Below are 19,869 nucleotides of genomic sequence, written 5' to 3' on the forward strand. Positions count from 1 at the left end.
GGTGAGTTGTTCTGCGGTGTAGCTTAGATAGCTGCCAAGGTGTCTTTCAGTGCCTGGGTTTGTGGAGCAGCGGTCTTCGCCGCTACCTGCTGCTGTTGCTGCTCCTTCAGACGCTCAGCCACCTGGCTGGCAATGGCGTCTTGCCTTTCCTGCGGCAGGGCCTGCACTTGTTCCTCGGTCATCCCCTGCTCCTTGAGCAACTGTTCGCGGATGCGTTCGGCCGGGGTTTTACTCATGTACTCGGTGAATTCAGCCCGTGCCCCCGAGGTCGACGCTGTGGCCTGCAACTGCACGCGAGTCTTGGCGAAGGCCTCATCGATGCGATCGCTCGCCTTGTCCAGCTCCTTCTGCGCGGCCGGCATCGTCACGCCTTGCTGCGCACCCTGCAGGGCGCCGCTGTACAACGCGCTGGCGGCCGCGTTGGCCGGGTCCATGTCGGGTCGTTTGATCAGTTGAACCGTCGAAACGGCTTGGGTGGTGGTGTTAACCAGCATGATCGGTCACCTGTGCAAATATGCGGTGTGACAGCTGGAGCAATTAGCATGCCGGGCAGTGTGTACGTGCTTTTACTGGGGTAGAAGCCGCCGTCGCGGCAAACACTGTCCCATCGACGGCCAAGCGTTGCCGTCAGTGGGCGATATGCTCCAACGCCAGGTTACGCGTACGCGGCCCGAACCAACTGATGGTAATCATCACGATCAACATGCTGCTGGCAATAAACGCCAGCACGCCCGGCGTGCCCAGGTGTTCAAGGATAAAGCCGATCAGCAGGCTGCTGAATACCGTGGACAAGCGGCTGAACGAATAACAGAACCCCACCGCCCGCGCTCGGATATTGGTGGGGAACAACTCGCTCTGATACGAGTGATAGCTGAAGCTCAGCCAGGCATTGCAGAAGGTGATCATCACCCCGCAGAAAATCAGCCCCACCGCCGTGGTTTGCAGGGCGAACAGGCTGCCGAAGATCACCGCGCCCATGGCCGAGCCGACGATCTGCCATTTGTTTTCAAAACGGTTGGCGACCTTGACGAACAGCAACGGGCCCAGCGGGTAGGCGAGGGTGATGATGAAGGCGTAGAGCAGGCTGTGGGTCACACTGACGCCCTGGCCCGACAGCAAGGCCGGCAACCAGTTGCCAAAGCCGAAGAAACCGATGGCCTGGAACACGTGAAACACAATCAGCATCAAAGCGCGGCGACGGTAGGGCGGCTGCCAGATATCGGCGAAACGGCCGCTGCCCTGCACGCTGACAGCCTCCGGTTCCGGTGTATCCAGAGGCTGGCCGTGATCCTTCAGGCAGCGCGCCTCCAGGTTGTCCATGATCGCGCCGGCTTCCTCGAAACGACCTTTCTGCGCCAGCCAGCGCGGTGACTCCGGCAGGCGCTTGCGCAGTTGCCAGATGAACAGCGCAAACACCGCACTGCTGAGCACTACCCAGCGCCAACCGGAGATACCGAACGGCGCCTGGGGCACCAGCCACCACGACATCAGCGCCACCGCCGGCACCGACAGGAACTGGATGAAAAACGCAAAGGCAAACGCCGAACTGCGCATGCGCTTGGGCACCAGTTCCGACAGATAGGCGTCGATGGTCACCAACTCGATGCCCAGGCCAATACCCACCAGAAAGCGCATGCAGATAATGCCCAGCGCCGATGTCTGGAGGCCCATCAACACCGTGGCGACGGTGTACCAGATCAAGGCAAAGGTGAAGATCGCCCGGCGTCCGAAACGGTCGGCGACGGGGCTGAGCAGGCTGGCGCCGAGGAACAGGCCGAAGAACGTGGCCGAAGCGAACGCAGCCTGGTCGGAGAAGCCAAACACGCCTTCGCTGCCGGTGTGGAAGAGCCCGTCGCTGATCAGGCCGGGGCTGATATAGGCCGTCTGGAACAGGTCATACAGCTCGAAAAAACCGCCGATCGACAGCAACGCCACCAGGCGCCAGATGCTGGCGACTGCGGGTAGACGGTCGATGCGTGCACTGATGTGGGCAGCGCGGGTCGGGTCGATGCCATCGATGGCGGTAGGTGCAGGCATGGTGACAGAACTCAGTAAGTGATCGGGATTTCAACTATCTGGAACGCATCATCCACCGGCTGGTAACCCAGCACCCGCGTGGTTTCGCTCAGGTCCAGGCGCTTGAAGCGGTTATTGGAAATGCCATGGGCGATCAAGTGTTTCACGCCCTGCGCCTCTACCGAACGCTGCAGCAATTGCACGGCATCGCGGGGGCTGAGCCACGCGCTGAGGTCGCGGGCGTTGTTCAGGTCGTGGGTTTCGGGGAATTCAAACGCGCCGATGCGCAGGGCGATGGTCGACAGTGGCGTCTTGGCGGCATAGTAGCCACACAGCGCCTCGCCGTAGCATTTGCTCACGCCATACAGGTTGGCGGGCATCACCGGCATACCCGGAGTTATCTGGCGATCCACCGGGTAGCCTTCGATGGTTTGCGCACTGCTGGCGAATACCAGGCGCTGCACGCCGGCGTTCACGGCGGCTTCGAACAGGTAGGTGGTGGCGAGGATATTATTGGGCAACAGTTCGTCGAACGAGGCGCTGGCATGGGGGATGCCCGACAGGTGCACGATCACATCGATGCCTTCGAGCAAGGTTGCGAGGCTGGATTTAGCACTGAGATCGGCGTGTACGAAGCGGTGCCCGCCCACGTCGAAGTCCGGCGCGATGCGGTCAGTGAGGGTGAAACGGTAGCGATCTTTCGACGCCTGGAAAAATGTCTTGCCGATTCTGCCGCAGGCGCCGGTGAGGAGTACGTTGAGTCCGTTCAAGAGGTTGTGCCTTGCTTAGTTGTGGCCGTCGAGGGCGAAGGTCCTGAAACCGGCGTGCTGGCTGAGCCGCTGGTAGTAGGCGGCAATGGCCGGGTAGGGCGGACGCGCCATGGGCGTCGCCTGCCAGCGGTGCACCGAGAGGCCGATGAGGATATCGGCGAGGGTGAACTCATCGCCGGCCACATAAGCGCCGGTCCTGGCCAACTGCTGTTCGAGAATGCCCATCTTGTCGTTCCACACCTGCACGGCGGCGGCTATTTGCGTTGCGTCCAGCCCATCGGGATTGTTACGCACCAGCGCGGTGAATGCGTCGCCCCAGGCGCGGTTGAGCTCAATGGCTTGCCAGTCGATCCATTGCTCGACGCGGGCGCGGGGCGCGGGCTCGAAGGGCAGCAGGTCAGTGCGTTGATACAGGCCGACGAGGTAGCGGCAGATGGTATTGGACTCCCACAGCACGCCGTGGTCGTCGATCAGCACCGGCACCTGGGCGTTGGGGTTCAGGGCGAGGAACTCGGAGGATTGGGTGGGCTTGAAGCCGATGCCCCAGTCCTCGCGCACATAGTCGATGCCCAGTTCCTGGCAGGTCCAGAGTACTTTGCGCACGTTGATGGAAGAGGTGCGACCCAAGATTTTCAGTGAGTGTCCCATGGTGCTTCCCTGGCTTGGAGAGTGGTTAATCTAGCAGGGGCCAAGTGGGCACGGTTAAAAAATGTGGGAGGGGGCAAGCCCCCTCCCACATTTTGATCGAGTAGGGACTTAAGCGCGTGGTGTGTGTTGGTCCATGGCTTTGCCCACCAGCAAGACGCTCAGCTCGCTCAGTTGGTGAATGGCCAGGGCCACGTCGCGGTGTTTGCCGGTGAGGTCGTCGGACAGGTCGAGCAGCAAGGTACTGACGGAGCATACGGTTTCGTAAGTGTTGGTCAGCAGGGCTTCAGTGGGCGTGTTGGGGATGACCGTGAAGAGCGTATGCGTGGGGATGCTTTGCATTATTGAAGTACCTGATCTGGGCTGATACCTCATCGCTACTAAACGAGGGTGGCAGCTGTACACAGGTTAGTAGACCGGTATCCCACACAAACCCGGCGCACCCGGAGGCGCCCTGCGCACAGCCACCATCAAATATCGACAGGCTCATGCATCTTGTGTGGGGAAGCTCAGGCTACTAAACCCGATCACCGAGACATTCAGTGACCGGCAAACCTTAAAGACCGCCACCCAGGCGCACAAGCCGGCGGATTCTGACGTAAGCGTAGGTAACGGAGCAAGGCGCTTGCCGTAATGTCAGCCACTTCCTACAGCTGTCCTACGTACTCTCCCGCACCTGCAACTCAAACCCCATATCCACCACCGGCTTGGCGATCCTGTTACCCGCCATGATCGTCAGCAAATGCTCCGCCGCACGCCGGCCAATGGCTTCGCGTGGTGTGCTGATGCTGCTCAGGCGCGGCACCATGAACGACGAGGCGGGCAGGTCGTTGAAACCCAGCACGGCCACGCGCTCCGGCACTTTGATGCCGTGGCGCAGGGCTTCCAGCAAGGCGCCCTGGGCCAGGTCGTCGTTGCCAAAGAAAATGGCATCCACGTCCGGATGCGTCGCCAGCAATTGCAGGAACAGTTCGCCACCCAGGCCCACGGAAGAAGGGCGGGGCGTCAGCAATTCCAGCGCCGGGTCGTACAGGCCCGCTTGCTGCAAAGCGCGGCGGAAGCCTTCGCCACGCAGCAAGGTGCGCTGGTCCAATTGCGCGCCGATATAGGCCAGGCGCTTGCGCCCGCGCGCGAGCAGATGCGCCGCCGCCGTTTCACCCGCGGCCAGTTGCGAAAAGCCCACGCAGTTGACGCCGGCGTTGGGGTCCAGGTCCATCATGTACACGCAGGGCACGTTACTGGTCTCGACCATCCGTCGCGCGCTTTCGGTGCGGTCGAACCCGGTCAGCAGCAAGCCCCGAGGCTGGTAAGCCATGTAGTTGCGCAGCAGGTTTTCTTCTTCGTCGCGGCAATAGTGGAAGTTGCCGATCAGCACTTCAAAGCCCTTGGGCCGCAGCACCTGGTGGATGGCTTCGAGGGTTTCGATAAACAGCAGGTTGGACAATGACGGCACCAATACCACCACCGAATGGCTCTGGGCCGACGCCAGGGCGCGGGCGGCGGGGTTGACCACGTAGCTGAGTTCGGCGGCGGCCTGCTGCACTTTCTCCACCAGTTCGGTGGCGACCGTGCTGATGCCACGCAGGGCGCGGGAGGCGGTAATCGGGCTGACGCCGGCCAGACGGGCAACTTCATTCAATGTAGGGCGACCGGTCGTGCGGGTATTTTTATCGTTCTTGGAGGTCATCAGGCGGCTTGCCAAACAAAAATCGAGGCACTAAGGTAGCGCTGTCTCCAAACGGCTGCAAATGCTTGAACGTTGGGTTGCCTGATCCCGTTCAAATGATTGGAGCGGATGCACGCGTCACTCCATAAAAAAAGACAAGACGGCGCGGGAAAAGCCTGTTTTTGCACTAGCCTTATGCTGTGCAAAGGTAGCGCTATCTGCGTCCTGAGGTGTTTATGAGTCAACCTGTTACCGCCCTGGTCATCATGGGTGTTGCCGGCTGTGGCAAAACCAGCGTCAGCGAGGCCCTGTGCCGTCTGAACGGTGCCACCGCCATTGAAGGCGACAGCTTTCACCCCGCCGCGAACATTGAAAAGATGAGCGCCGGCCACCCCCTCAACGACGACGACCGTGCCGGCTGGCTCGACATCCTCTGCGATGAATTGCGCCGTTCGCTCAAGGCCGGTGAACATCCGGTGCTCACCTGTTCGGCCCTGAAAAGGAAATACCGTGACCACCTGCGCGAAGCCGCGCCGGGCCTGGGCTTTGTATTCCTGGAGCTGACCCGTGAAGTGGCCACCGACCGCGTGTCCCATCGCCCTGGCCATTTCATGCCGGCAAGCCTGATCGACAGCCAGTTCGCCACCCTCGAGTCGCCCAAGGGCGAGCCGCTGACCCTGGCCCTCAACGCCAGCGAAGACAGCGTCGAGCAATTGGCCGAGCAGACCAATGCCTGGTGGCGCGAGCACGGCTTTGAACCCACTCATTGATTTTTTGCCGGAAAGATAGCGCTATCCCCGGCAGGAAGTTCAACACCCGCTTTAATAACAACAACAAACAGGAGAGACCCCCATGTTTGGCATGTCCCACGAGTCATACCTGCTGCTGGATGCAGTCGTCACTATCATTGGCTTGATCGTTTTGATCACCAAGTTCAAGGTGCACCCGTTCATCGCACTGATCATCGCGGCGGGCTTTCTCGGCCTGACCTCGGGCATGCCCGTGGAGAAGATCATCAAGGCGTTCCAGGACGGCTTCGGCGGCGTGCTCGGCTTTGTCGGCATCATCCTCGCGCTGGGGACCATGCTCGGCAAGATGATGGCCGAGTCCGGCGGTGCCGATCAGATCGCCCAGACCCTGATCCGCGCCTTCGGCAAGGAAAAGGTCCAGTGGGCCATGATGTTCGCCGCGTTCCTGGTGGGCATCCCGCTGTTCTTCGAGATCGGCTTCGTGCTGCTGATCCCGCTGGTGTTCATCGTGGCGCGGCGTACCGGCGTGTCGCTGATCAAGATCGGCATCCCGTTGCTCGCCGGCCTGTCGGCCGTACACGGCCTGGTACCACCGCACCCGGGCCCGCTGCTGGCCATCGGCGTGTTTGGCGCGGACATCGGCAAGACCATTCTGTACGGCCTGATCGTCGCCTTGCCGACCGCCATCATTGCCGGCCCGATCTTCGGTACCTTCATCGCCAAGTACATCCCGGGCAACCCGTCCCAGGAACTGGTCGACCAACTGGCCCGCGAGACCGATAACAAGGCGCTGCCCAGCTTCGCCATTACTCTGGTCACCGTGCTGCTGCCGGTGTTCCTGATGCTGCTCAAAACCTTTGCCGACATCGCCTTTGCCGAAGGCAACGTGGTGCGCAACTGGATGGACATGATCGGTCACCCGATCACCGCGCTGCTGCTTGCGTTGCTGCTGTCGCTGTACACCTTCGGCCATCGCCAGGGCATCCATTCCAAGCAGATCCTCAAACTGCTCGACGCCAGCCTTGCGCCGACCGCCGCGATCATCCTGATCATCGGTGCCGGTGGCGGCTTCAAGCAGATGCTGGTGACCAGCGGCGTGGGTGACGTGATCGGCCACATGGCGGTGAACGCACAGATCAACCCGATCCTGCTGGCGTGGCTGGTGGCGGCGGTGATTCGTGTGGCCACAGGTTCCGCCACCGTGGCGACCATTACCGGCGCGGGCATCGTGGTGCCGGTGGTGGGGATGATCCCCGGGGTTAACCGTGAACTGCTGGTGCTGGCGACGGGGGCGGGGTCGTTGATTCTGTCTCACGTCAACGATGCAGGGTTCTGGCTGGTCAAGCAGTACTTCAATATGACCGTGGCTGAGACGTTCAAGACGTGGACGGCGATGGAGACCATTCTGTCGGTGGTGGCGTTGATCTTCATCATGCTGCTGTCGTTGGTGGTCTGACAGACACATCAGAACGCAAGGGTGAAAACCCAATGCAAATGTGGGAGGGGGCTTGCCCCCGATAGCAGAGTGTCAGTCACTGTATTTGGTGACTGATACACCGCTATCGGGGGGCAAGCCCCCTCCCACATTTTGACCGAGTCAGACGCTGGCTTTCGGTGCTAGACCATCGGCCCTGAACATCCCGCGAATCCCGCGCACCGCCTGGCGAATCCGGTCTTGGTTCTCGATCAGCGCAAAGCGCACATGATCATCGCCATACTCGCCAAAGCCGATCCCCGGCGATACACACACCTTGGCCTCCAGCAGCAGTTTCTTGGCAAACTCCAGCGAGCCCATGGCGGCATACTGCGCGGGAATCTTGGCCCAGACGTACATCGACGCCTTCGGATTTTCCACCTTCCAGCCCAGCTCATGCAGGCCTTTGACCAACACGTTACGGCGCTGGCGATACTGCTCGGCGATGTCTTTGACGCACTGTTGATCGCCTTCCAGCGCAGCAATCGCCGCCACCTGCAACGGGGTGAAGGTGCCGTAGTCGTGGTAGCTCTTGATGCGCGCCAGGGCGTTGACCAGTTCCGGGTTGCCCACCATGAAGCCGATGCGCCAGCCGGCCATGTTGTAGCTCTTGGACAGGGTGAAAAACTCCACCGCGATGTCCTTGGCGCCGGGCACCTGCATGATCGACGGCGCTTTCCAGCCGTCATAGACGATGTCGGCGTAGGCCAGGTCGTGCACCACCAGCACATCGTATTGCTTGGCCAGCGCGATCACGCGTTCGAAGAAATCCAGCTCCACGCACTGCGCAGTGGGGTTGGAGGGAAAGCCGAGGATCATCATCTTTGGCTTGGGGATCGAGCCGCGAATCGCCCGTTCCAGTTCGTCGAAGAAGTCCACGCCGGGCACCAGCGGTACCGACCGCACCTGGGCGCCGGCAATCACGGCACCGTAGATGTGAATTGGATAGCTCGGGTTCGGCACCAGAACCGTGTCGCCCTGGTCCAGGGTGGCCAGCATCAAGTGCGCCAGGCCTTCCTTGGAACCGATGGTGACGATGGCCTCGGTTTCGGGGTCGATGTCCACTTCATAACGGTCCTTGTACCAGCGCGAAATAGCGCGGCGCAGGCGCGGAATGCCTTTGGAGGTGGAGTAGCCGTGGGTGTCCTCGCGCTGGGCGACGGTGACCATTTTCTCCACGATGTGCGGTGGCGTGGCGCCGTCGGGGTTACCCATGCTCAAGTCGATGATGTCTTCGCCGCGCCGACGCGCAGCCATCTTCAGCTCGGCAGTGATATTGAAAACATAGGGGGGGAGTCGATCTATGCGCGCAAAGCGGCGCGGCGAACCTGGGTTTGCCATTGTGGCCTCGAAGTACGTAAGCGCCCGGAACCGTCCGAGCGACGTCGGCCACTGCGGTGGCCTGCGGGGCAGACAATACGGTCGATGATGGCAAGTTGTCCAGATGCGCTGGAAAAATTTCTACATGGAGTACCGCGCGGATATGCCCCTATACTCGTTACGGGTTTGTTCCCTCATAAGAAGGAGACTGTTCGTATGGATCAGCAGACAAGACAACCGTTGGAGCCACGCATGGAAGCCGGCAAGGCCCTGGTGATCGCAGGTGTCCAAGGGCGTTATTCGAAGGCCACCGTGGGGGATATTCCACGGCTATGGGAATTGTTCGATGACTGCGTCAAGGACATCAAGAAGCGCGTCGGCGGCGTGACGTATGGGGTTTGCCATAATCCCAGGCATGGCGAATTCGACTACATGGCCGGTGTTGAAGTCCCGAGCAAAAGCGATGTGCCGAGCAATTTCCAGAGCATTGAAATTCCACCACTGAACTATGCCGTCTTCCCTCATCACGGGCCGGTGCAAGCGCTTGAGCAAACCTACGAGCGCATCATGTTCGAGTGGCTGCCGCACTCGGGCTACAAGGTGATGGGGGCGGATTTCGAGCGCTACAGTGCGGATTTTGATGGAAGGAAGGGCACCGGGACGGTGGAGATTTGGCTACCGGTGGGCGAGAAGGGCTGAAGCGGATGTCAGTGGCGTATGAGCGGCAGACTCAATCTGCGCTCATACCCGATCCGCCCTTTGTACGCCTCACCGCTGTCTACCCAACCTGCCGCCAGATACAGCCTCATCGCCGCCACATTGTCCGCATCCACCGACAATTCCAGCGCCTTGATCTGCGGCCACGCCTGTAGCGCGGCTTCGGGCAGTGCCTGCAGACAGGCCTTGCCGAAGCCGTGCCCTTGCTGGCGCCTGTCTACCTGCAATGCGTGCAATGTGGCGCTGTCCTCGTGGGCCCAATGGGGCAGGCACGGTGGGCGTTTGAGCAGCAGGAAGGCGACCGGCACGTCGCCGGCGAGGAGGGCGAAGCCTTTGATGCTGTCGGGGTTGGGATTGACCAGCAGGCTGTTCAGCGCGCAGTAGATATCACCGGAGTAAGCCAGTTGCTCGGGATGCACGGTCAGGCCGTCCAGTTGCTGTTTTTGCACAACGTTCAGCGTTTCGTAGGGGGCGAGGCGGGTTTGCATGAGCGGCATATGCTGAAATCCTACGAAGGGGCGGGAATTCTACCTCATTCGCTTACGGCGCTTTTGCCTCTTGCATACGTCGGTCTTGATTGCTTACTCAAGCATCTTTGCCAACAACCAACTCCCCGCCGGGCCCGGCGGTTGCTGCCGCGACCACATCGCGTCCACCGCCACCGAGCGCGGCCAACCGCGCACCTTGAGCTCGACCAACTGGTTGCCGCCGAAGCGCTCCACCAACCAGCGCGGTATGGGGGCCCAGCCAAAGCCCAGTTGCGCCATCTCCATCAGCATCAGGTAGCTCGGCGCCGACCACACGCGTTGGGCGCCACGGTTTTCGTCAGGGTTGATGATGCTTGCCAGGCGCAGCTCCCGATGCTGTTGCAGGGTGTGCGGATCAAGACTGGGCAGGCTCGCCAGCGGGTGTTTGGGCGAGACGAACAAGGCGATTTCGGTGCGTTCTTCAACCGGCGAGCAACTGAGGTCAGGGGGATAAACCTCCTGCTGCTCGATAAACGCGATGTGCGCCCGGCCGCTTTGCACCAGGGCGATCAGGTCTTCGCACTCGGCGATCAGGCATTCCAACTCAAGGTCCGGGTAGCGTTGTTCAAAGGCGCTGAGGGCGACTTCGAAACGGTCGGACTGGTAGGTATCGGACATGGCGATACTCAGCTTCGGCTCCAGCCCCTGGGCCAATTGACTGGCCGCCAGGTCCAGTCGGCTGCTGGCCTCCAGCACCTGTTCGGCACGCTGCAACAGCACCTGGCCGGCCGGGGTCAGCGTCGGCTTGCGGCTGCTGCGATCGAACAACATCACATCCAGATCGATTTCCAGGCTTGCCACCGCTGCGCTGATGGTCGACTGGCTCTTGCCCAACTTGCGTGCGGCGGCGGAAAACGAACCCTGGGTGGCGGCCTGGACAAACGCCTGGAGCACTTCATGGGAGGCCATGACTATCGCCTTGATCGATGGTTATTGGTTATGAAGTATCGGCTCCACGCGTGATCATGGCAACCATCGTCACTCAAGGAGCCGGGTCATGAACCCTACCAAGTCGATTACTGAACGTGTTTGCCAGGCCATCGGTTTCGAAGCGCTGGCGTTGTTGATGTGCACGCCGTTGCTGGCGTGGATCATGGACAAGCCTGCGCTGGAGATGGGCATGGTCGCCCTGGCGATCAGCCTGATCGCGCTGACGTGGAACATCCTCTTCAACAGCCTGTTCGACCGCCTCAAGGCGCGTCTGCAACTGAGCAACAACGGCAGGACCCGCATAGTGCATGCGCTGCTGTTCGAGGGCGGGTTGATTATTGTGGTGGTGCCGTTGGTAGCCGGATGGCTGAATATCAGCCTGCTGCAGGCGTTCATGCTCGACATCGGCGTACTGCTGTTCTTCCTGCCGTACACCTATGTGTACCACTGGGCGTATGACGTGATTCGGGAACGAGTCACCCGCAAAACACCCATCGCCCTGTAGCCGTCAGCCGCTTACAGAAACATGCCGCCCGAGGCCTCAATCCGCTGGCCGGTGATCCATTGGCCGCCATCGGCCAGCAGCAGCGCGATGGCCCCGCCAATATCGTCGGGCAAACCGGCGCGGCCCAGGGCGGTGTTGTTGGCGACCATGGCATTGAGGTTGGCGTTATCGCGTACCGCACCGCCGCCGAAGTCGGTTTCAATCGCGCCTGGGGCGAGGATATTTACGCTGATGCCTCGCGCGCCGAGCTCCTTGGCCTGGTAGCGGGTCAGCACTTCCATCGCGCCTTTCATCGCCGCGTAGGCCGCGTAGCCCGGCAGGCTGAAGCGCGCCAGGCCGCTGGACACATTGAGAATGCGACCACCGTCGCGAATCAACGGCAACAGCTTCTGTGTCAGAAAAAAGGGACCTTTGAATTGGATCGCGACCAGTTGGTCGAACTGGGCTTCGGTGGTTTCGGCAAAGCTTGCGTGAATGCCGATACCGGCGTTGTTGACCAGAAAATCAAAGTGATCCTGTGCGAACACATCCTTGAGCGCGTCAGTCACTTGATCGGCGAAACCTTCGAACGTTGCGCTCTGGCTGACATCCAGTTGCAACATCGCCGCACGGCCGCCCAGTTGTTCGATTTGCGCCACTAACGCCTGCGCCTCATCGGCCTTGCTGTGGTAAGTGCCGAGGATATCGACGCCCTGGGCGGCTAGGTGCAGTGCAGCGCTTTTGCCCAAGCCGCGGCTGGCGCCGGTGATCAGTGCGATTTTACGTGGGGTCATGGTGCAGTCCTCTTGAGTGATGATGGGACTGAGTGTATTTGTCCGCCCATAACGTGATAAACAACGCTGTACCGGAATCACTGGTCGGACATGGCGAACAATCCCGTGAATAAACTTGAGCTGCTGCGCACTTTTGTGCGCGTGACCGAACTGTCGAGCTTTACCCAGGCCGGTGAAAGCCTCGGCCTGCCGCGCTCCACCGTGTCCGAACAGGTACGCGCCCTGGAAGAACTGCTCGGTGCACGCCTGTTGCAACGCACCACGCGCAAGGTGCAGGCCACCCAGGACGGCCAGGTGTTGTATGAGCGCAGCAAGGATTTGCTGGCGCACATGGAGGAACTGGAGGGCCTGTTTCGACAGGACGAAACCCAGTTGGCCGGGCGCATTCGGGTGGACATGCCCAACGTGATAGCGCGCACGCTGATCGTGCCCAACCTGCCCCCGTTCATGGAACGCCACCCCCTGATCGAGATGCAAATCGGCAGCTCGGACCGCCAGGTGGACCTGATCGCCGAAGGCTTCGATTGCGTGGTGCGCGTGGGGGCCCAGCCCGACCAGAGCGTGGTGGCGCGGCGGGTGTGCAGCATGGCGATGGTCAGCTGTGTGAGCGCAGGGTATGTGCAGCGCTACGGCATTCCGCACACCCTGGCTGACCTGCAACATCATCGGCTGGTGCATTACGTACGGCCGCTGGGCGCACGGTCAACGGGGTTCGAGTACCTGCAAGGCAACAAGGTGCAGCGGTTGCCGATGGCCGGGCGGGTGACCGTCAACAGCACCGATGCGTACCAGGCGGCGTGCCTGGGCGGCTTTGGCATTATTCAAGTGCCACGGCTCGGCATTCGCGACTTGCTGGCCAGTGGTGAATTGGTCGCGGTGCTGGCTGATTACCCGGCGCCGCCGCTGGACGTGTCGTTGCTCTACGCCGGCCAGCGGCATTTGCCGTTGCGCGTGCGGGTGTTCATGGAGTGGTTGGCCGCCACCCTGCAAGCCCATCTTTGACTTGCGCCGCCAACCACTAATAACGCTTTTTGCAGGAGCGAGGGGGCGCCTAGCTCTTGCTCGCGAAAAACTCACAGGCACCGCGCTCATTCAGAAAGCACGCGTTATCGTTGACGTTTTTCGCGAGCAAGCTCGCTCCTACATTCGATTGAGGGAGGGTCAGAACAGTTGGGTGAACAGCCAGTAAAGGCTGCCCGACAACACAATCGCCGCCGGCAACGTCAAGACCCAGGCCATCAACAAATTGCGGATGGTGCGCATCTGCAAGCCGCCACCGTTGGCCACCATGGTCCCGGCCACACCCGATGACAACACATGAGTGGTCGATACCGGCAGACCGAACATGTCCGCCGCGCCAATGGTCAGCATCGCCACGGTCTCGGCCGAGGCGCCCTGGGCGTACGTCAGGTGGGTCTTGCCGATCTTCTCGCCCACCGTCACCACGATGCGCTTCCAGCCGACCATGGTGCCGAGCCCCAGGGCGATGGCCACTGCGATCTTGACCCACAGCGGGATAAAGCGCGTGGCGCTGTCGATCTGTTGCTTGAACAGCTGCAGCTTGCCCTGGGTGTCGGCGTCGAAATCGCCGACCTTGCCCTTGTCCATCAGGCGGATGGTTTCGCTGGTCAGGTACATGTCGTTACGCACGTTGCCCACCGCTTCAGCCGGTACTGCGGCCAGGGAGCCATAGCCTTTGACTTCGGCGCCGATGTGCCCGGTGATGGCGGCGAGCGCGGGCACCAGTTCCGGCGTGGCCTGCTGGGTGCGCACATAGGTCGACAAGGTTGCACGGGAATCGGCGGGTGCCGGCTGCGGTGTTGTTTTTACCAACGCAGCCTGGGTAACTTCGGCGACCGCCGCGAATTGCAGCGACTGGTCGGCGGGCATGGTGCGGTTCAGGGCGTAGGCCATCGGCAGGGTGCCCACCAGGATCAGCATGATCAGGCCCATGCCTTTTTGCCCATCGTTGGAGCCGTGGGCGAACGACACACCGGTGCAGGTGACGATCAGCATGCCGCGAATCCACCACGGCGGCGGGGTGTCGCCCTTGGGCGCTTTGTACAGCGAGCGATTCTTCACAAAGGCGCGCAGCGCCAGCAACAGCAAGGCGGCAAACGCAAAGCCGATCAGCGGCGACAACAGCAGCGCGTAACCGATCTTGGCCGCCTGGCTCCAATCCACTCCACTGGTGCCATCGCGACCATGCATCAACGCATTCGCCACGCCGACGCCAATGATCGAGCCGATCAGTGTGTGGGACGACGACGCCGGCAAACCCAGCCACCAGGTGCCGAGGTTCCACAGGATCGCGGCGATCAGCAGGGCGAAAATCATCGCGAAGCCGGCCGATGAGCCCACCTGCAGGATCAGCTCCACCGGCAGCAGGGCGATGATGCCGAACGCCACCGCGCCGCTGGATAGCAGCACGCCGAGAAAATTGAAAAAGCCCGACCACACCACCGCAAAATGCGGCGGCAGCGAGTTGGTATAGATCACCGTGGCCACCGCATTGGCGGTGTCGTGAAAGCCATTGACGAACTCAAAGCCCAGGGCGATCAGCAGCGCCACGCCGAGCAGCAGGAATGGGGTCCAGGTGGTGAGCTGAGCGCCCATTTCGTGCATGTCATGCATCAGGCTGTAGGCGGTGAACAGCAGCCCCATGGCGAGCACGGCGAAGAACATGATCACCGTGACCAGGCCGGGCTTGGTGTCCAGGCGCGGTGTTGGGGCAGAGGGTGAGGCAGTCAGGGAAGGGGTGGCCATGCCGGAGCATCCAGTGTGAGGAGGATGGCGTTCATGATCATTGCAAATTGTTACAGAGATGCTGCGACAGGTCAGTGTTTAGGTGGGGAGTGCCTGTCAGTTCATTAAATCCTTACGCTTTCTGAATGCCCAGCGCCCGGCAATCAGGGTGAAGGTCGCCACCAGCGCGACCAATATCCAAAAGCCTTCCGGGTCCTGTGACAGCGGCACCCCACCCACATTCATGCCGAAAAAGCCGGCGATGATGTTGATCGGCAGCGCCAGCACTGTCACCACCGTGAGGGTGAACAGCGTGCGGTTGCTTTGCTCGTTGAGGTTGGCGGCGATCTCTTCCTGCAACAGCTTGATGCGCTCGCCCAGGGCCGTCAGGTCGTTGATGATCAGCGCGAACTCTTCAGTGGATTTGCGCAGCTCCTTCACGTCTTCCTTTTGCAGCCAGTGCGGCGGCCGGTTGAGCAGGCGCAACAGCGAGCCCGGTTCCAGCGCCAGCAGCCGTTGCAAACGCACCAGCACGCGGCGCGCGGCACCGAGTTCGGCGCGGTTGGTGGACAGGCGCGAGGACAGCAACTGGTCTTCGATATGATCGACGCTGAGGCTGGTCTTGCGCACGATCTGCGTCAGCACTTCGCCCTGGTCGCGCAGCAAATGCACCAGCAACTCCAGCGGCGAGCGAAAACGTTCACCGGCTTTCACCGACGAGCGCAACTTATCCACCGAGTGCAGCGGTTGCAGGCGTGCACTGATCAGCAAGCGACTGCGCGCACACACCCACAACGTGGATATATCCGACGAAACCATGCTGCTGAAATTGAATACCACGTCGTTGACCACCGCCAGCAGGGCCGAATCGACATGCTCGATGCGCGTGGAGCGCGAGCCCTCGTGCAGCGCTTCGAAAAACTCCTCGGGCAGTTCCAGGTGCGCTTGCATCCAGCGCTCACAGGCGGCATGGGCCAGGTTCAGGTGCAGCCACAGAAATGCCTGCGGGTCGCCGGGTTGTTGCAGCCACTGCAGCGCGGCAGCGGAGTCAATCTGCTGGCCTTTTTCGCCGGGGAGAAAGCGGAAACCGTAAAGCAGGCCAAACAGGTCGGGATCCTGATGGGCGTGGTCGATACTGTGGTTCATGAGAGCTCGCGCGGTGGAGACTGCCAGCATTGTGAGGGAAATTATATTGCAGTTTCGTGAAGGGCAAATGTCCGCTGTTGTGAATCTGACTGTTGCGAATGACTGGTCTACACCTGTTGTTTCTGACAGTAGATGATTATAAAAACTTCATGTTGAATGGGGTTGTAGTACTAACTTTATCATTCAACAGGACAACTACAATGATAGCCTCTACACTTCCAGACCTTGAGATTCCTGGCAGCCGTGCAAATGAATTTGGCGTGACTGTAAATGTCGGCCACTTTGACCCTTTGACAGTGGAAGTGCCCCCAATAACAAACCTTCCCCCATGGGGGTACAATACCATCACGGTGTACGTTGATGGGACGCCAGTAGCGGGGAGTATTGTGGACGCCAGCAATCCAACCTGTATTTCAATTGATATCCCGCCATTTGCCGTGCGGTGCTGTTGGCAAGCTATCCGATATGAAGTATCTGGCGCGTTTGGCGGCGATCAATCCAATATAGTGTATGTGCTCAACGAGGGCGGGCAAAGCAATTAAACTCACACCTGAGTGCCGAAGTGATGGTTTCCCTGAAGTGGGTGAGTATTGGGCGTGATCGCTAATACTTTTATTAAGGGAAGGTTTAAATTGAGTGGCTTCTTAAATGAATAAAACGCCAATCAGTTGGCGTTTTATCTTTAGACGTAACTCAAGTATCGAGTTTGTCTTCCAGCACAGCGCCGGTCTTGGCGTCGAGCTTGACTTCGTAGTTCTTGCCGGCGGTGTCGGTCAGGTCAACTTCATAGACCAGTACGCCGCTGTTGTTGTGGTCCAACTCGGTGTCGTTGATCGTTGCGCCAGCATGTTTGGCGACGGCCGCAGCGTTGAGTTTTTCGAATGGCATCACGGCACCGGACTTGATCAGGCCTTCAATCTGATCCGGACGAACATCCGCCTGGGCCAGGCCGGCAGTCAGCGTCAGGGCGGTGGCGGCGAACAGAGCGGTCAAGGTTTTCATGGTGTGTGTCCTTCTGGTTGAGTTGTTTAAGTGGCGCCAGATTAACCGGCGCAACTTAACTCATCCTTAATGGCTCACTGACACCAACGCCTCAGTATTTATGATCGCTCAGCAGGTCCTGCGCGCTGGACGACGGCCAGCGCTTGTAGAACTTCAACAGTTCGGCCGCCCGGTTGGTGAAGATGCCATCGACACCGGCCTTCATCACTTTGTCGAAATCAACCGGCTCATCCACGGTGTATACATGCACCAACAGGCCCTTGTCGTGGGTCAGCTTGTTCATCTCAGGCTTGACCAGGTCGGTGTAGCTCTGGTCGCCATGGTCGGTCAGTTCAGCCGACGGGCCGGTGCCGATGGCGCCGAGGCTTTTGGCCTGGTCGACCCATTTTTCGAACTCGGCCGCGTCTTTCGGTTCCTGCTTGGCGTAATAGGCCGCTTTGGTCGCTTCGCCGGACTCGGCGAAGGTCACTTTGGATTTGGGTTCAATGCTGCCTTCACCGACCCACAACAGCAGGATCTTCGGCGTGTTGGGCATTTCTTTCTGCAGTTCTTTCAGGCTGGCCACCTCGAAGGTTTGCAGCACCACACGGCCCTTGCCCTGGCCGACACCGGTGTTGCTCTTGCCCAGCTTGGAGCCGGCAGAGCTCAACCAGCCCTTGTCCAGCAACTTGTTTTTCAGGTCGGCCTCGATGCCCGGGAATTGCTTGGGCTCCTTGGTCTCGATGTACAGGCCGGGCTTATGTTGCGGATTGCCTTCGGCGATCTTGATGATGTCATCCAGGCTCTGGATTTTCAGGCCGACGAAACCTGGGCGTGCACGGTCCGGGTAGGCGGCGTTGAACCAGCTGCCGGCGTCGAGGCTTTGCAGTTCTTTCCAGGTGAATTCGTTGGCTGGCGCGTCTTTACGCTCGGGGAACTTGGTCGCCACGTCGGTGGTGCGTTGCAGGTTGTTGTCGTGCAGGGCGAACAATACGCCGTCCTTGCTGCGCTGCAGGTCCAGTTCCAGATAGTCGGCGCCCAGGTCGCGCGCGACCTTGTAAGCGGCGGCGGTGGACTCGGGGGCGTCATAGGACGCGCCGCGGTGGGCGATCACGGCAGGGTAGGGGATGCCTTCGTTTGCTGCCAGTTCAGCCGGGCTGATCGGGTCGGCAGCCTGTGCGGGAGCAAGGCCGAGCATCAGCGCCAGCAGCACGGCACTCCCTATCGTGGTGCGCACCGGGCCGTTGGTTAACGTGACAGGCATATGCGAAGTCCTTTCGTGGAGGTAGCTTTGAGAAGGTGTCCTTTTTAACAATTGATTGCGAAAGGCGCTATCACCAAACCGACATTAACGTGCGCACGCGCCAATTTTGTGGGTTTTTCTGCGATGTATTGCAGTACTCTTAGCCACAGCTGCCCCGTCAGAGGGCGGTATTTTTTGCCACGCGTGTAAACCATCTTTCCAGTCCCTGTGGGACTTTTCAGTGAGGTTTACCATGCGCATCACTTCCGAGCTTATCTGCCAGGCCGCCGACCAACTCCACGGTTTTGTCGGCCTGAATCGCAAGACGGGTCAGTACATCGTGCGTTTCAGCGAAGATGCTTTCGGCATGGACGTGGCCGATGACGGCATCATTCCCACCGCCGAGTTCGTCTGGGTACCGGCTGCCGACCACACCATGATCCTGTCGCGCGCACGCATTCAATTACTGCTGGAGCAGAATATCGACGATCGGCTCAACATCAGCGAACCGTTGCGGGTGTACATGCGCCGGGCCGAGATCCCGCAGATCAGTGCGTTGCGTAGCCTGGTCAGCTAGGCCTGCACCTGTGTGAAGGTCAACCTGTGGGGGCGGGCCGAAGGTTCACGTCGGGAATCTGTAGTCCCGCTCTACTTTGCATACGCGGGTTTGAAACGCTGTGTACCAGAGGGAACGCCCTTGCTCTCGCACCTGTCGATGTTCGGCCTGCTGTTTCCAGGCCAGGATCGCCGCTTCGCTGCTCCAGTAAGACACGGTGATCCCCAATCCCTCTTCCCGCGCCGACTCCACGCCGAGAAATCCCGGCTGTGCACGCGCCAGCTCCACCATGCGCGTGGCGGCCTGAGCGTAGCCCTGGTCGCCCTCGGTGCGCAGTGAGCTGAAAATCACCGCGTAGTAGGGGGGTGTCGGTGTCTTGGCGATCATGCCGAGGCCTCCCGGCACGCCTTGAGCAGGGCAATTGCCAGCGGTGGGGTGGTGCCTTTGAGGGCGGCACGTTCGGGTTGGAACAGCGTGGCGACGAAAAAAGGATGGTTCAGCAGTTCCATCGCACGAAGTTCGCCGGCAGCATCATGCCCGCCGGGAATCATCTCCCCCTCGAGCAGTGCATGAGCGAACTCTGGATTGATACCGAAGCTGCAACGATAACCTTCGTGGATATCCAGACTGCCGTAGGCTTGGGCGATACGCGTGTTGGGTAGCAGGCGCACGGTGTCGCTTGCTTCCACCAGCGCACAGCTCAATAGCGTAATGACTGCGCGCCTGGCGCCCGGTACCAACTCGCCGTGTTCGGCATCCGCCCATCCCAGCACGTTGCGGGCATATTCGAGCACAGCGTGCTGAAAACCGCCGCAGGTGCCGAGGAACGGCCGCCGCTGTTCGCGGGCAAAGCGGATGGCTCGCAGCGCGCCTTCGGTATCGCGGTAAGGGCTGGCAGGCACGCACCAAAAGCCGTCGAACCCGTGCAGCGAGGCCGTTGAGGTGAGGGTGTCGGTGCCGAGCCAGTGCAGGTTCACGCTCAGCTTCAGGGCTTGGGCCGCTTGTTGCAGCGCTACCGGGATGGCTTGGTGCGCAATCACGTCGGGGTTGTAATCGCCGATCAGAGCGAGGTGCAGCGGGGTGTCGTTCATCGTGTGCATCCATGG

The 19,869-nt window shown here is 60.5% G+C and carries 23 protein-coding genes; 7 read left to right on the plus strand and 16 right to left on the minus strand.

Features of this window, described 5'->3' with window-relative positions; all coding sequences use genetic code 11:
* Positions 1–23: 23 nt before the first annotated feature.
* The 6 genes from BFQ04_RS02380 to BFQ04_RS02405 all read right to left on the minus strand — a co-directional run bounded on the left by BFQ04_RS02380 (position 24) and on the right by BFQ04_RS02405 (position 5,121).
* Complete coding sequence (locus tag BFQ04_RS02380) at positions 24–494, minus strand: hypothetical protein (RefSeq protein ID WP_065949412.1); 471 nt, start codon at positions 492–494, stop codon at positions 24–26.
* Positions 495–627: 133 nt separating this feature from the next.
* The gene (locus tag BFQ04_RS02385) at positions 628–2,037 is read right to left on the minus strand and encodes an MFS transporter (protein WP_065949413.1); all 1,410 of its coding nucleotides are present in this window, start codon (positions 2,035–2,037) and stop codon (positions 628–630) included.
* A gap of 11 nt (positions 2,038–2,048) precedes the next feature.
* On the minus strand, positions 2,049–2,786 hold the full coding sequence (locus BFQ04_RS02390) for an NAD-dependent epimerase/dehydratase family protein (protein WP_065949414.1): 738 nt from the start codon (positions 2,784–2,786) through the stop codon (positions 2,049–2,051).
* Positions 2,787–2,801: 15 nt separating this feature from the next.
* Positions 2,802–3,434: a glutathione S-transferase family protein gene (locus BFQ04_RS02395; protein WP_065949415.1), complete on the minus strand. Its 633-nt coding sequence runs from the start codon at positions 3,432–3,434 to the stop codon at positions 2,802–2,804.
* A 108-nt stretch (positions 3,435–3,542) separates the two neighbouring features.
* Positions 3,543–3,773, minus strand: a complete 231-nt coding sequence (locus tag BFQ04_RS02400) for a DUF6124 family protein (protein WP_065949416.1) — start codon at positions 3,771–3,773, stop codon at positions 3,543–3,545.
* Positions 3,774–4,089: 316 nt separating this feature from the next.
* Positions 4,090–5,121, minus strand: coding sequence for a LacI family DNA-binding transcriptional regulator (locus tag BFQ04_RS02405; protein WP_175413236.1), 1,032 nt, complete (start codon positions 5,119–5,121; stop codon positions 4,090–4,092).
* Positions 5,122–5,333: 212 nt separating this feature from the next.
* On the opposite strand from BFQ04_RS02405, the gene BFQ04_RS02410 reads away from it, so the two are divergent.
* Both BFQ04_RS02410 and BFQ04_RS02415 read left to right on the plus strand, forming a co-directional pair.
* Positions 5,334–5,867, plus strand: a complete 534-nt coding sequence (locus BFQ04_RS02410; protein WP_065949418.1) for a gluconokinase — start codon at positions 5,334–5,336, stop codon at positions 5,865–5,867.
* A gap of 82 nt (positions 5,868–5,949) precedes the next feature.
* Positions 5,950–7,302 carry a GntP family permease gene (locus tag BFQ04_RS02415; protein ID WP_065887726.1) on the plus strand — a complete coding sequence of 451 codons (1,353 nt, stop codon included), beginning with the start codon at positions 5,950–5,952 and terminating at the stop codon, positions 7,300–7,302.
* Between the two features lie 141 nt (positions 7,303–7,443).
* On the opposite strand, the gene alaC is transcribed toward BFQ04_RS02415, so the two are convergent.
* Positions 7,444–8,661 (minus strand): alanine transaminase, encoded by a 1,218-nt coding sequence (alaC, locus tag BFQ04_RS02420; RefSeq protein ID WP_065949419.1) that lies wholly within the window; start codon positions 8,659–8,661, stop codon positions 7,444–7,446.
* A 195-nt stretch (positions 8,662–8,856) separates the two neighbouring features.
* Between alaC and BFQ04_RS02425 the strand changes: the two genes are divergently transcribed.
* The gene (locus BFQ04_RS02425) at positions 8,857–9,339 is read left to right on the plus strand and encodes a GyrI-like domain-containing protein (protein WP_065949420.1); all 483 of its coding nucleotides are present in this window, start codon (positions 8,857–8,859) and stop codon (positions 9,337–9,339) included.
* A gap of 8 nt (positions 9,340–9,347) precedes the next feature.
* Here BFQ04_RS02425 and BFQ04_RS02430 read toward each other — a convergent pair whose 3' ends face one another.
* Positions 9,348–9,845 carry a GNAT family N-acetyltransferase gene (locus BFQ04_RS02430; RefSeq protein ID WP_065949452.1) on the minus strand — a complete coding sequence of 166 codons (498 nt, stop codon included), beginning with the start codon at positions 9,843–9,845 and terminating at the stop codon, positions 9,348–9,350.
* Positions 9,846–9,938: 93 nt separating this feature from the next.
* Positions 9,939–10,793: a LysR family transcriptional regulator gene (locus tag BFQ04_RS02435; RefSeq protein ID WP_065949421.1), complete on the minus strand. Its 855-nt coding sequence runs from the start codon at positions 10,791–10,793 to the stop codon at positions 9,939–9,941.
* Between the two features lie 88 nt (positions 10,794–10,881).
* Between BFQ04_RS02435 and BFQ04_RS02440 the strand changes: the two genes are divergently transcribed.
* Positions 10,882–11,319: a multidrug/biocide efflux PACE transporter gene (locus BFQ04_RS02440; RefSeq protein WP_065949422.1), complete on the plus strand. Its 438-nt coding sequence runs from the start codon at positions 10,882–10,884 to the stop codon at positions 11,317–11,319.
* Positions 11,320–11,330: 11 nt separating this feature from the next.
* Here BFQ04_RS02440 and BFQ04_RS02445 read toward each other — a convergent pair whose 3' ends face one another.
* A complete protein-coding gene (locus BFQ04_RS02445) occupies positions 11,331–12,092 on the minus strand; it encodes an SDR family NAD(P)-dependent oxidoreductase (protein ID WP_065949423.1) in 762 nt (253 codons plus the stop codon).
* Between the two features lie 105 nt (positions 12,093–12,197).
* Here BFQ04_RS02445 and BFQ04_RS02450 point away from each other — a divergent pair, with 105 nt between their 5' ends.
* Positions 12,198–13,094 carry a LysR family transcriptional regulator gene (locus BFQ04_RS02450; RefSeq protein ID WP_065949453.1) on the plus strand — a complete coding sequence of 299 codons (897 nt, stop codon included), beginning with the start codon at positions 12,198–12,200 and terminating at the stop codon, positions 13,092–13,094.
* Between the two features lie 159 nt (positions 13,095–13,253).
* On the opposite strand, the gene BFQ04_RS02455 is transcribed toward BFQ04_RS02450, so the two are convergent.
* Complete coding sequence (locus tag BFQ04_RS02455; RefSeq protein ID WP_065949424.1) at positions 13,254–14,858, minus strand: inorganic phosphate transporter; 1,605 nt, start codon at positions 14,856–14,858, stop codon at positions 13,254–13,256.
* A 96-nt stretch (positions 14,859–14,954) separates the two neighbouring features.
* Positions 14,955–15,983, minus strand: a complete 1,029-nt coding sequence (locus BFQ04_RS02460; protein ID WP_065949425.1) for a transporter — start codon at positions 15,981–15,983, stop codon at positions 14,955–14,957.
* 98 nt (positions 15,984–16,081) lie between these two features.
* Between BFQ04_RS02460 and BFQ04_RS29130 the strand changes: the two genes are divergently transcribed.
* Complete coding sequence (locus BFQ04_RS29130; protein WP_139111887.1) at positions 16,082–16,525, plus strand: hypothetical protein; 444 nt, start codon at positions 16,082–16,084, stop codon at positions 16,523–16,525.
* Between the two features lie 151 nt (positions 16,526–16,676).
* On the opposite strand, the gene BFQ04_RS02465 is transcribed toward BFQ04_RS29130, so the two are convergent.
* Both BFQ04_RS02465 and BFQ04_RS02470 read right to left on the minus strand, forming a co-directional pair.
* Positions 16,677–16,985, minus strand: a complete 309-nt coding sequence (locus BFQ04_RS02465) for a PepSY domain-containing protein (RefSeq protein ID WP_065949426.1) — start codon at positions 16,983–16,985, stop codon at positions 16,677–16,679.
* A 91-nt stretch (positions 16,986–17,076) separates the two neighbouring features.
* Entirely contained in the window at positions 17,077–18,228 is a 1,152-nt protein-coding gene (locus tag BFQ04_RS02470; RefSeq protein ID WP_065949427.1) for a glycerophosphodiester phosphodiesterase family protein, read from the minus strand.
* Between the two features lie 232 nt (positions 18,229–18,460).
* Between BFQ04_RS02470 and BFQ04_RS02475 the strand changes: the two genes are divergently transcribed.
* The gene (locus BFQ04_RS02475) at positions 18,461–18,784 is read left to right on the plus strand and encodes a DUF2025 family protein (RefSeq protein ID WP_065949428.1); all 324 of its coding nucleotides are present in this window, start codon (positions 18,461–18,463) and stop codon (positions 18,782–18,784) included.
* A 45-nt stretch (positions 18,785–18,829) separates the two neighbouring features.
* Here the strand turns inward: BFQ04_RS02475 and BFQ04_RS02480 are convergent, their stop codons facing one another.
* Together BFQ04_RS02480 and BFQ04_RS02485 are read right to left on the minus strand one after the other, a co-directional pair.
* Positions 18,830–19,150 (minus strand): antibiotic biosynthesis monooxygenase family protein, encoded by a 321-nt coding sequence (locus BFQ04_RS02480; protein WP_065949429.1) that lies wholly within the window; start codon positions 19,148–19,150, stop codon positions 18,830–18,832.
* A complete protein-coding gene (locus BFQ04_RS02485; RefSeq protein WP_065949430.1) occupies positions 19,147–19,854 on the minus strand; it encodes a CTP synthase C-terminal region-related (seleno)protein in 708 nt (235 codons plus the stop codon). Before BFQ04_RS02485 ends, BFQ04_RS02480 begins: the two co-directional genes overlap by 4 nt.
* Between the last annotated feature and the right edge of the window lie 15 nt (positions 19,855–19,869).

The organism is Pseudomonas sp. 37 R 15 (assembly GCF_900004865.1).
Lineage (GTDB): Bacteria > Pseudomonadota > Gammaproteobacteria > Pseudomonadales > Pseudomonadaceae > Aquipseudomonas > Aquipseudomonas fluorescens_AM.

Coding starts and splice junctions, on each gene's coding strand:
- BFQ04_RS02400 (WP_065949416.1), bottom strand. CDS start 3,773: ATGCAAAGCATCCCCACGCATACGCTCTTCACGGTCATCCCCAACACG.
- BFQ04_RS02430 (WP_065949452.1), bottom strand. CDS start 9,845: ATGCAAACCCGCCTCGCCCCCTACGAAACGCTGAACGTTGTGCAAAAA.
- BFQ04_RS02425 (WP_065949420.1), top strand. CDS start 8,857: ATGGATCAGCAGACAAGACAACCGTTGGAGCCACGCATGGAAGCCGGC.
- BFQ04_RS29130 (WP_139111887.1), top strand. CDS start 16,082: ATGACTGGTCTACACCTGTTGTTTCTGACAGTAGATGATTATAAAAAC.
- BFQ04_RS02455 (WP_065949424.1), bottom strand. CDS start 14,858: ATGGCCACCCCTTCCCTGACTGCCTCACCCTCTGCCCCAACACCGCGC.
- BFQ04_RS02445 (WP_065949423.1), bottom strand. CDS start 12,092: ATGACCCCACGTAAAATCGCACTGATCACCGGCGCCAGCCGCGGCTTG.
- BFQ04_RS02470 (WP_065949427.1), bottom strand. CDS start 18,228: ATGCCTGTCACGTTAACCAACGGCCCGGTGCGCACCACGATAGGGAGT.
- BFQ04_RS02440 (WP_065949422.1), top strand. CDS start 10,882: ATGAACCCTACCAAGTCGATTACTGAACGTGTTTGCCAGGCCATCGGT.
- BFQ04_RS02395 (WP_065949415.1), bottom strand. CDS start 3,434: ATGGGACACTCACTGAAAATCTTGGGTCGCACCTCTTCCATCAACGTG.
- BFQ04_RS02465 (WP_065949426.1), bottom strand. CDS start 16,985: ATGAAAACCTTGACCGCTCTGTTCGCCGCCACCGCCCTGACGCTGACT.
- BFQ04_RS02410 (WP_065949418.1), top strand. CDS start 5,334: ATGAGTCAACCTGTTACCGCCCTGGTCATCATGGGTGTTGCCGGCTGT.
- BFQ04_RS02480 (WP_065949429.1), bottom strand. CDS start 19,150: ATGATCGCCAAGACACCGACACCCCCCTACTACGCGGTGATTTTCAGC.
- BFQ04_RS02415 (WP_065887726.1), top strand. CDS start 5,950: ATGTTTGGCATGTCCCACGAGTCATACCTGCTGCTGGATGCAGTCGTC.
- BFQ04_RS02435 (WP_065949421.1), bottom strand. CDS start 10,793: ATGGCCTCCCATGAAGTGCTCCAGGCGTTTGTCCAGGCCGCCACCCAG.
- BFQ04_RS02485 (WP_065949430.1), bottom strand. CDS start 19,854: ATGAACGACACCCCGCTGCACCTCGCTCTGATCGGCGATTACAACCCC.
- BFQ04_RS02475 (WP_065949428.1), top strand. CDS start 18,461: ATGCGCATCACTTCCGAGCTTATCTGCCAGGCCGCCGACCAACTCCAC.
- alaC (WP_065949419.1), bottom strand. CDS start 8,661: ATGGCAAACCCAGGTTCGCCGCGCCGCTTTGCGCGCATAGATCGACTC.
- BFQ04_RS02380 (WP_065949412.1), bottom strand. CDS start 494: ATGCTGGTTAACACCACCACCCAAGCCGTTTCGACGGTTCAACTGATC.
- BFQ04_RS02460 (WP_065949425.1), bottom strand. CDS start 15,983: ATGAACCACAGTATCGACCACGCCCATCAGGATCCCGACCTGTTTGGC.
- BFQ04_RS02385 (WP_065949413.1), bottom strand. CDS start 2,037: ATGCCTGCACCTACCGCCATCGATGGCATCGACCCGACCCGCGCTGCC.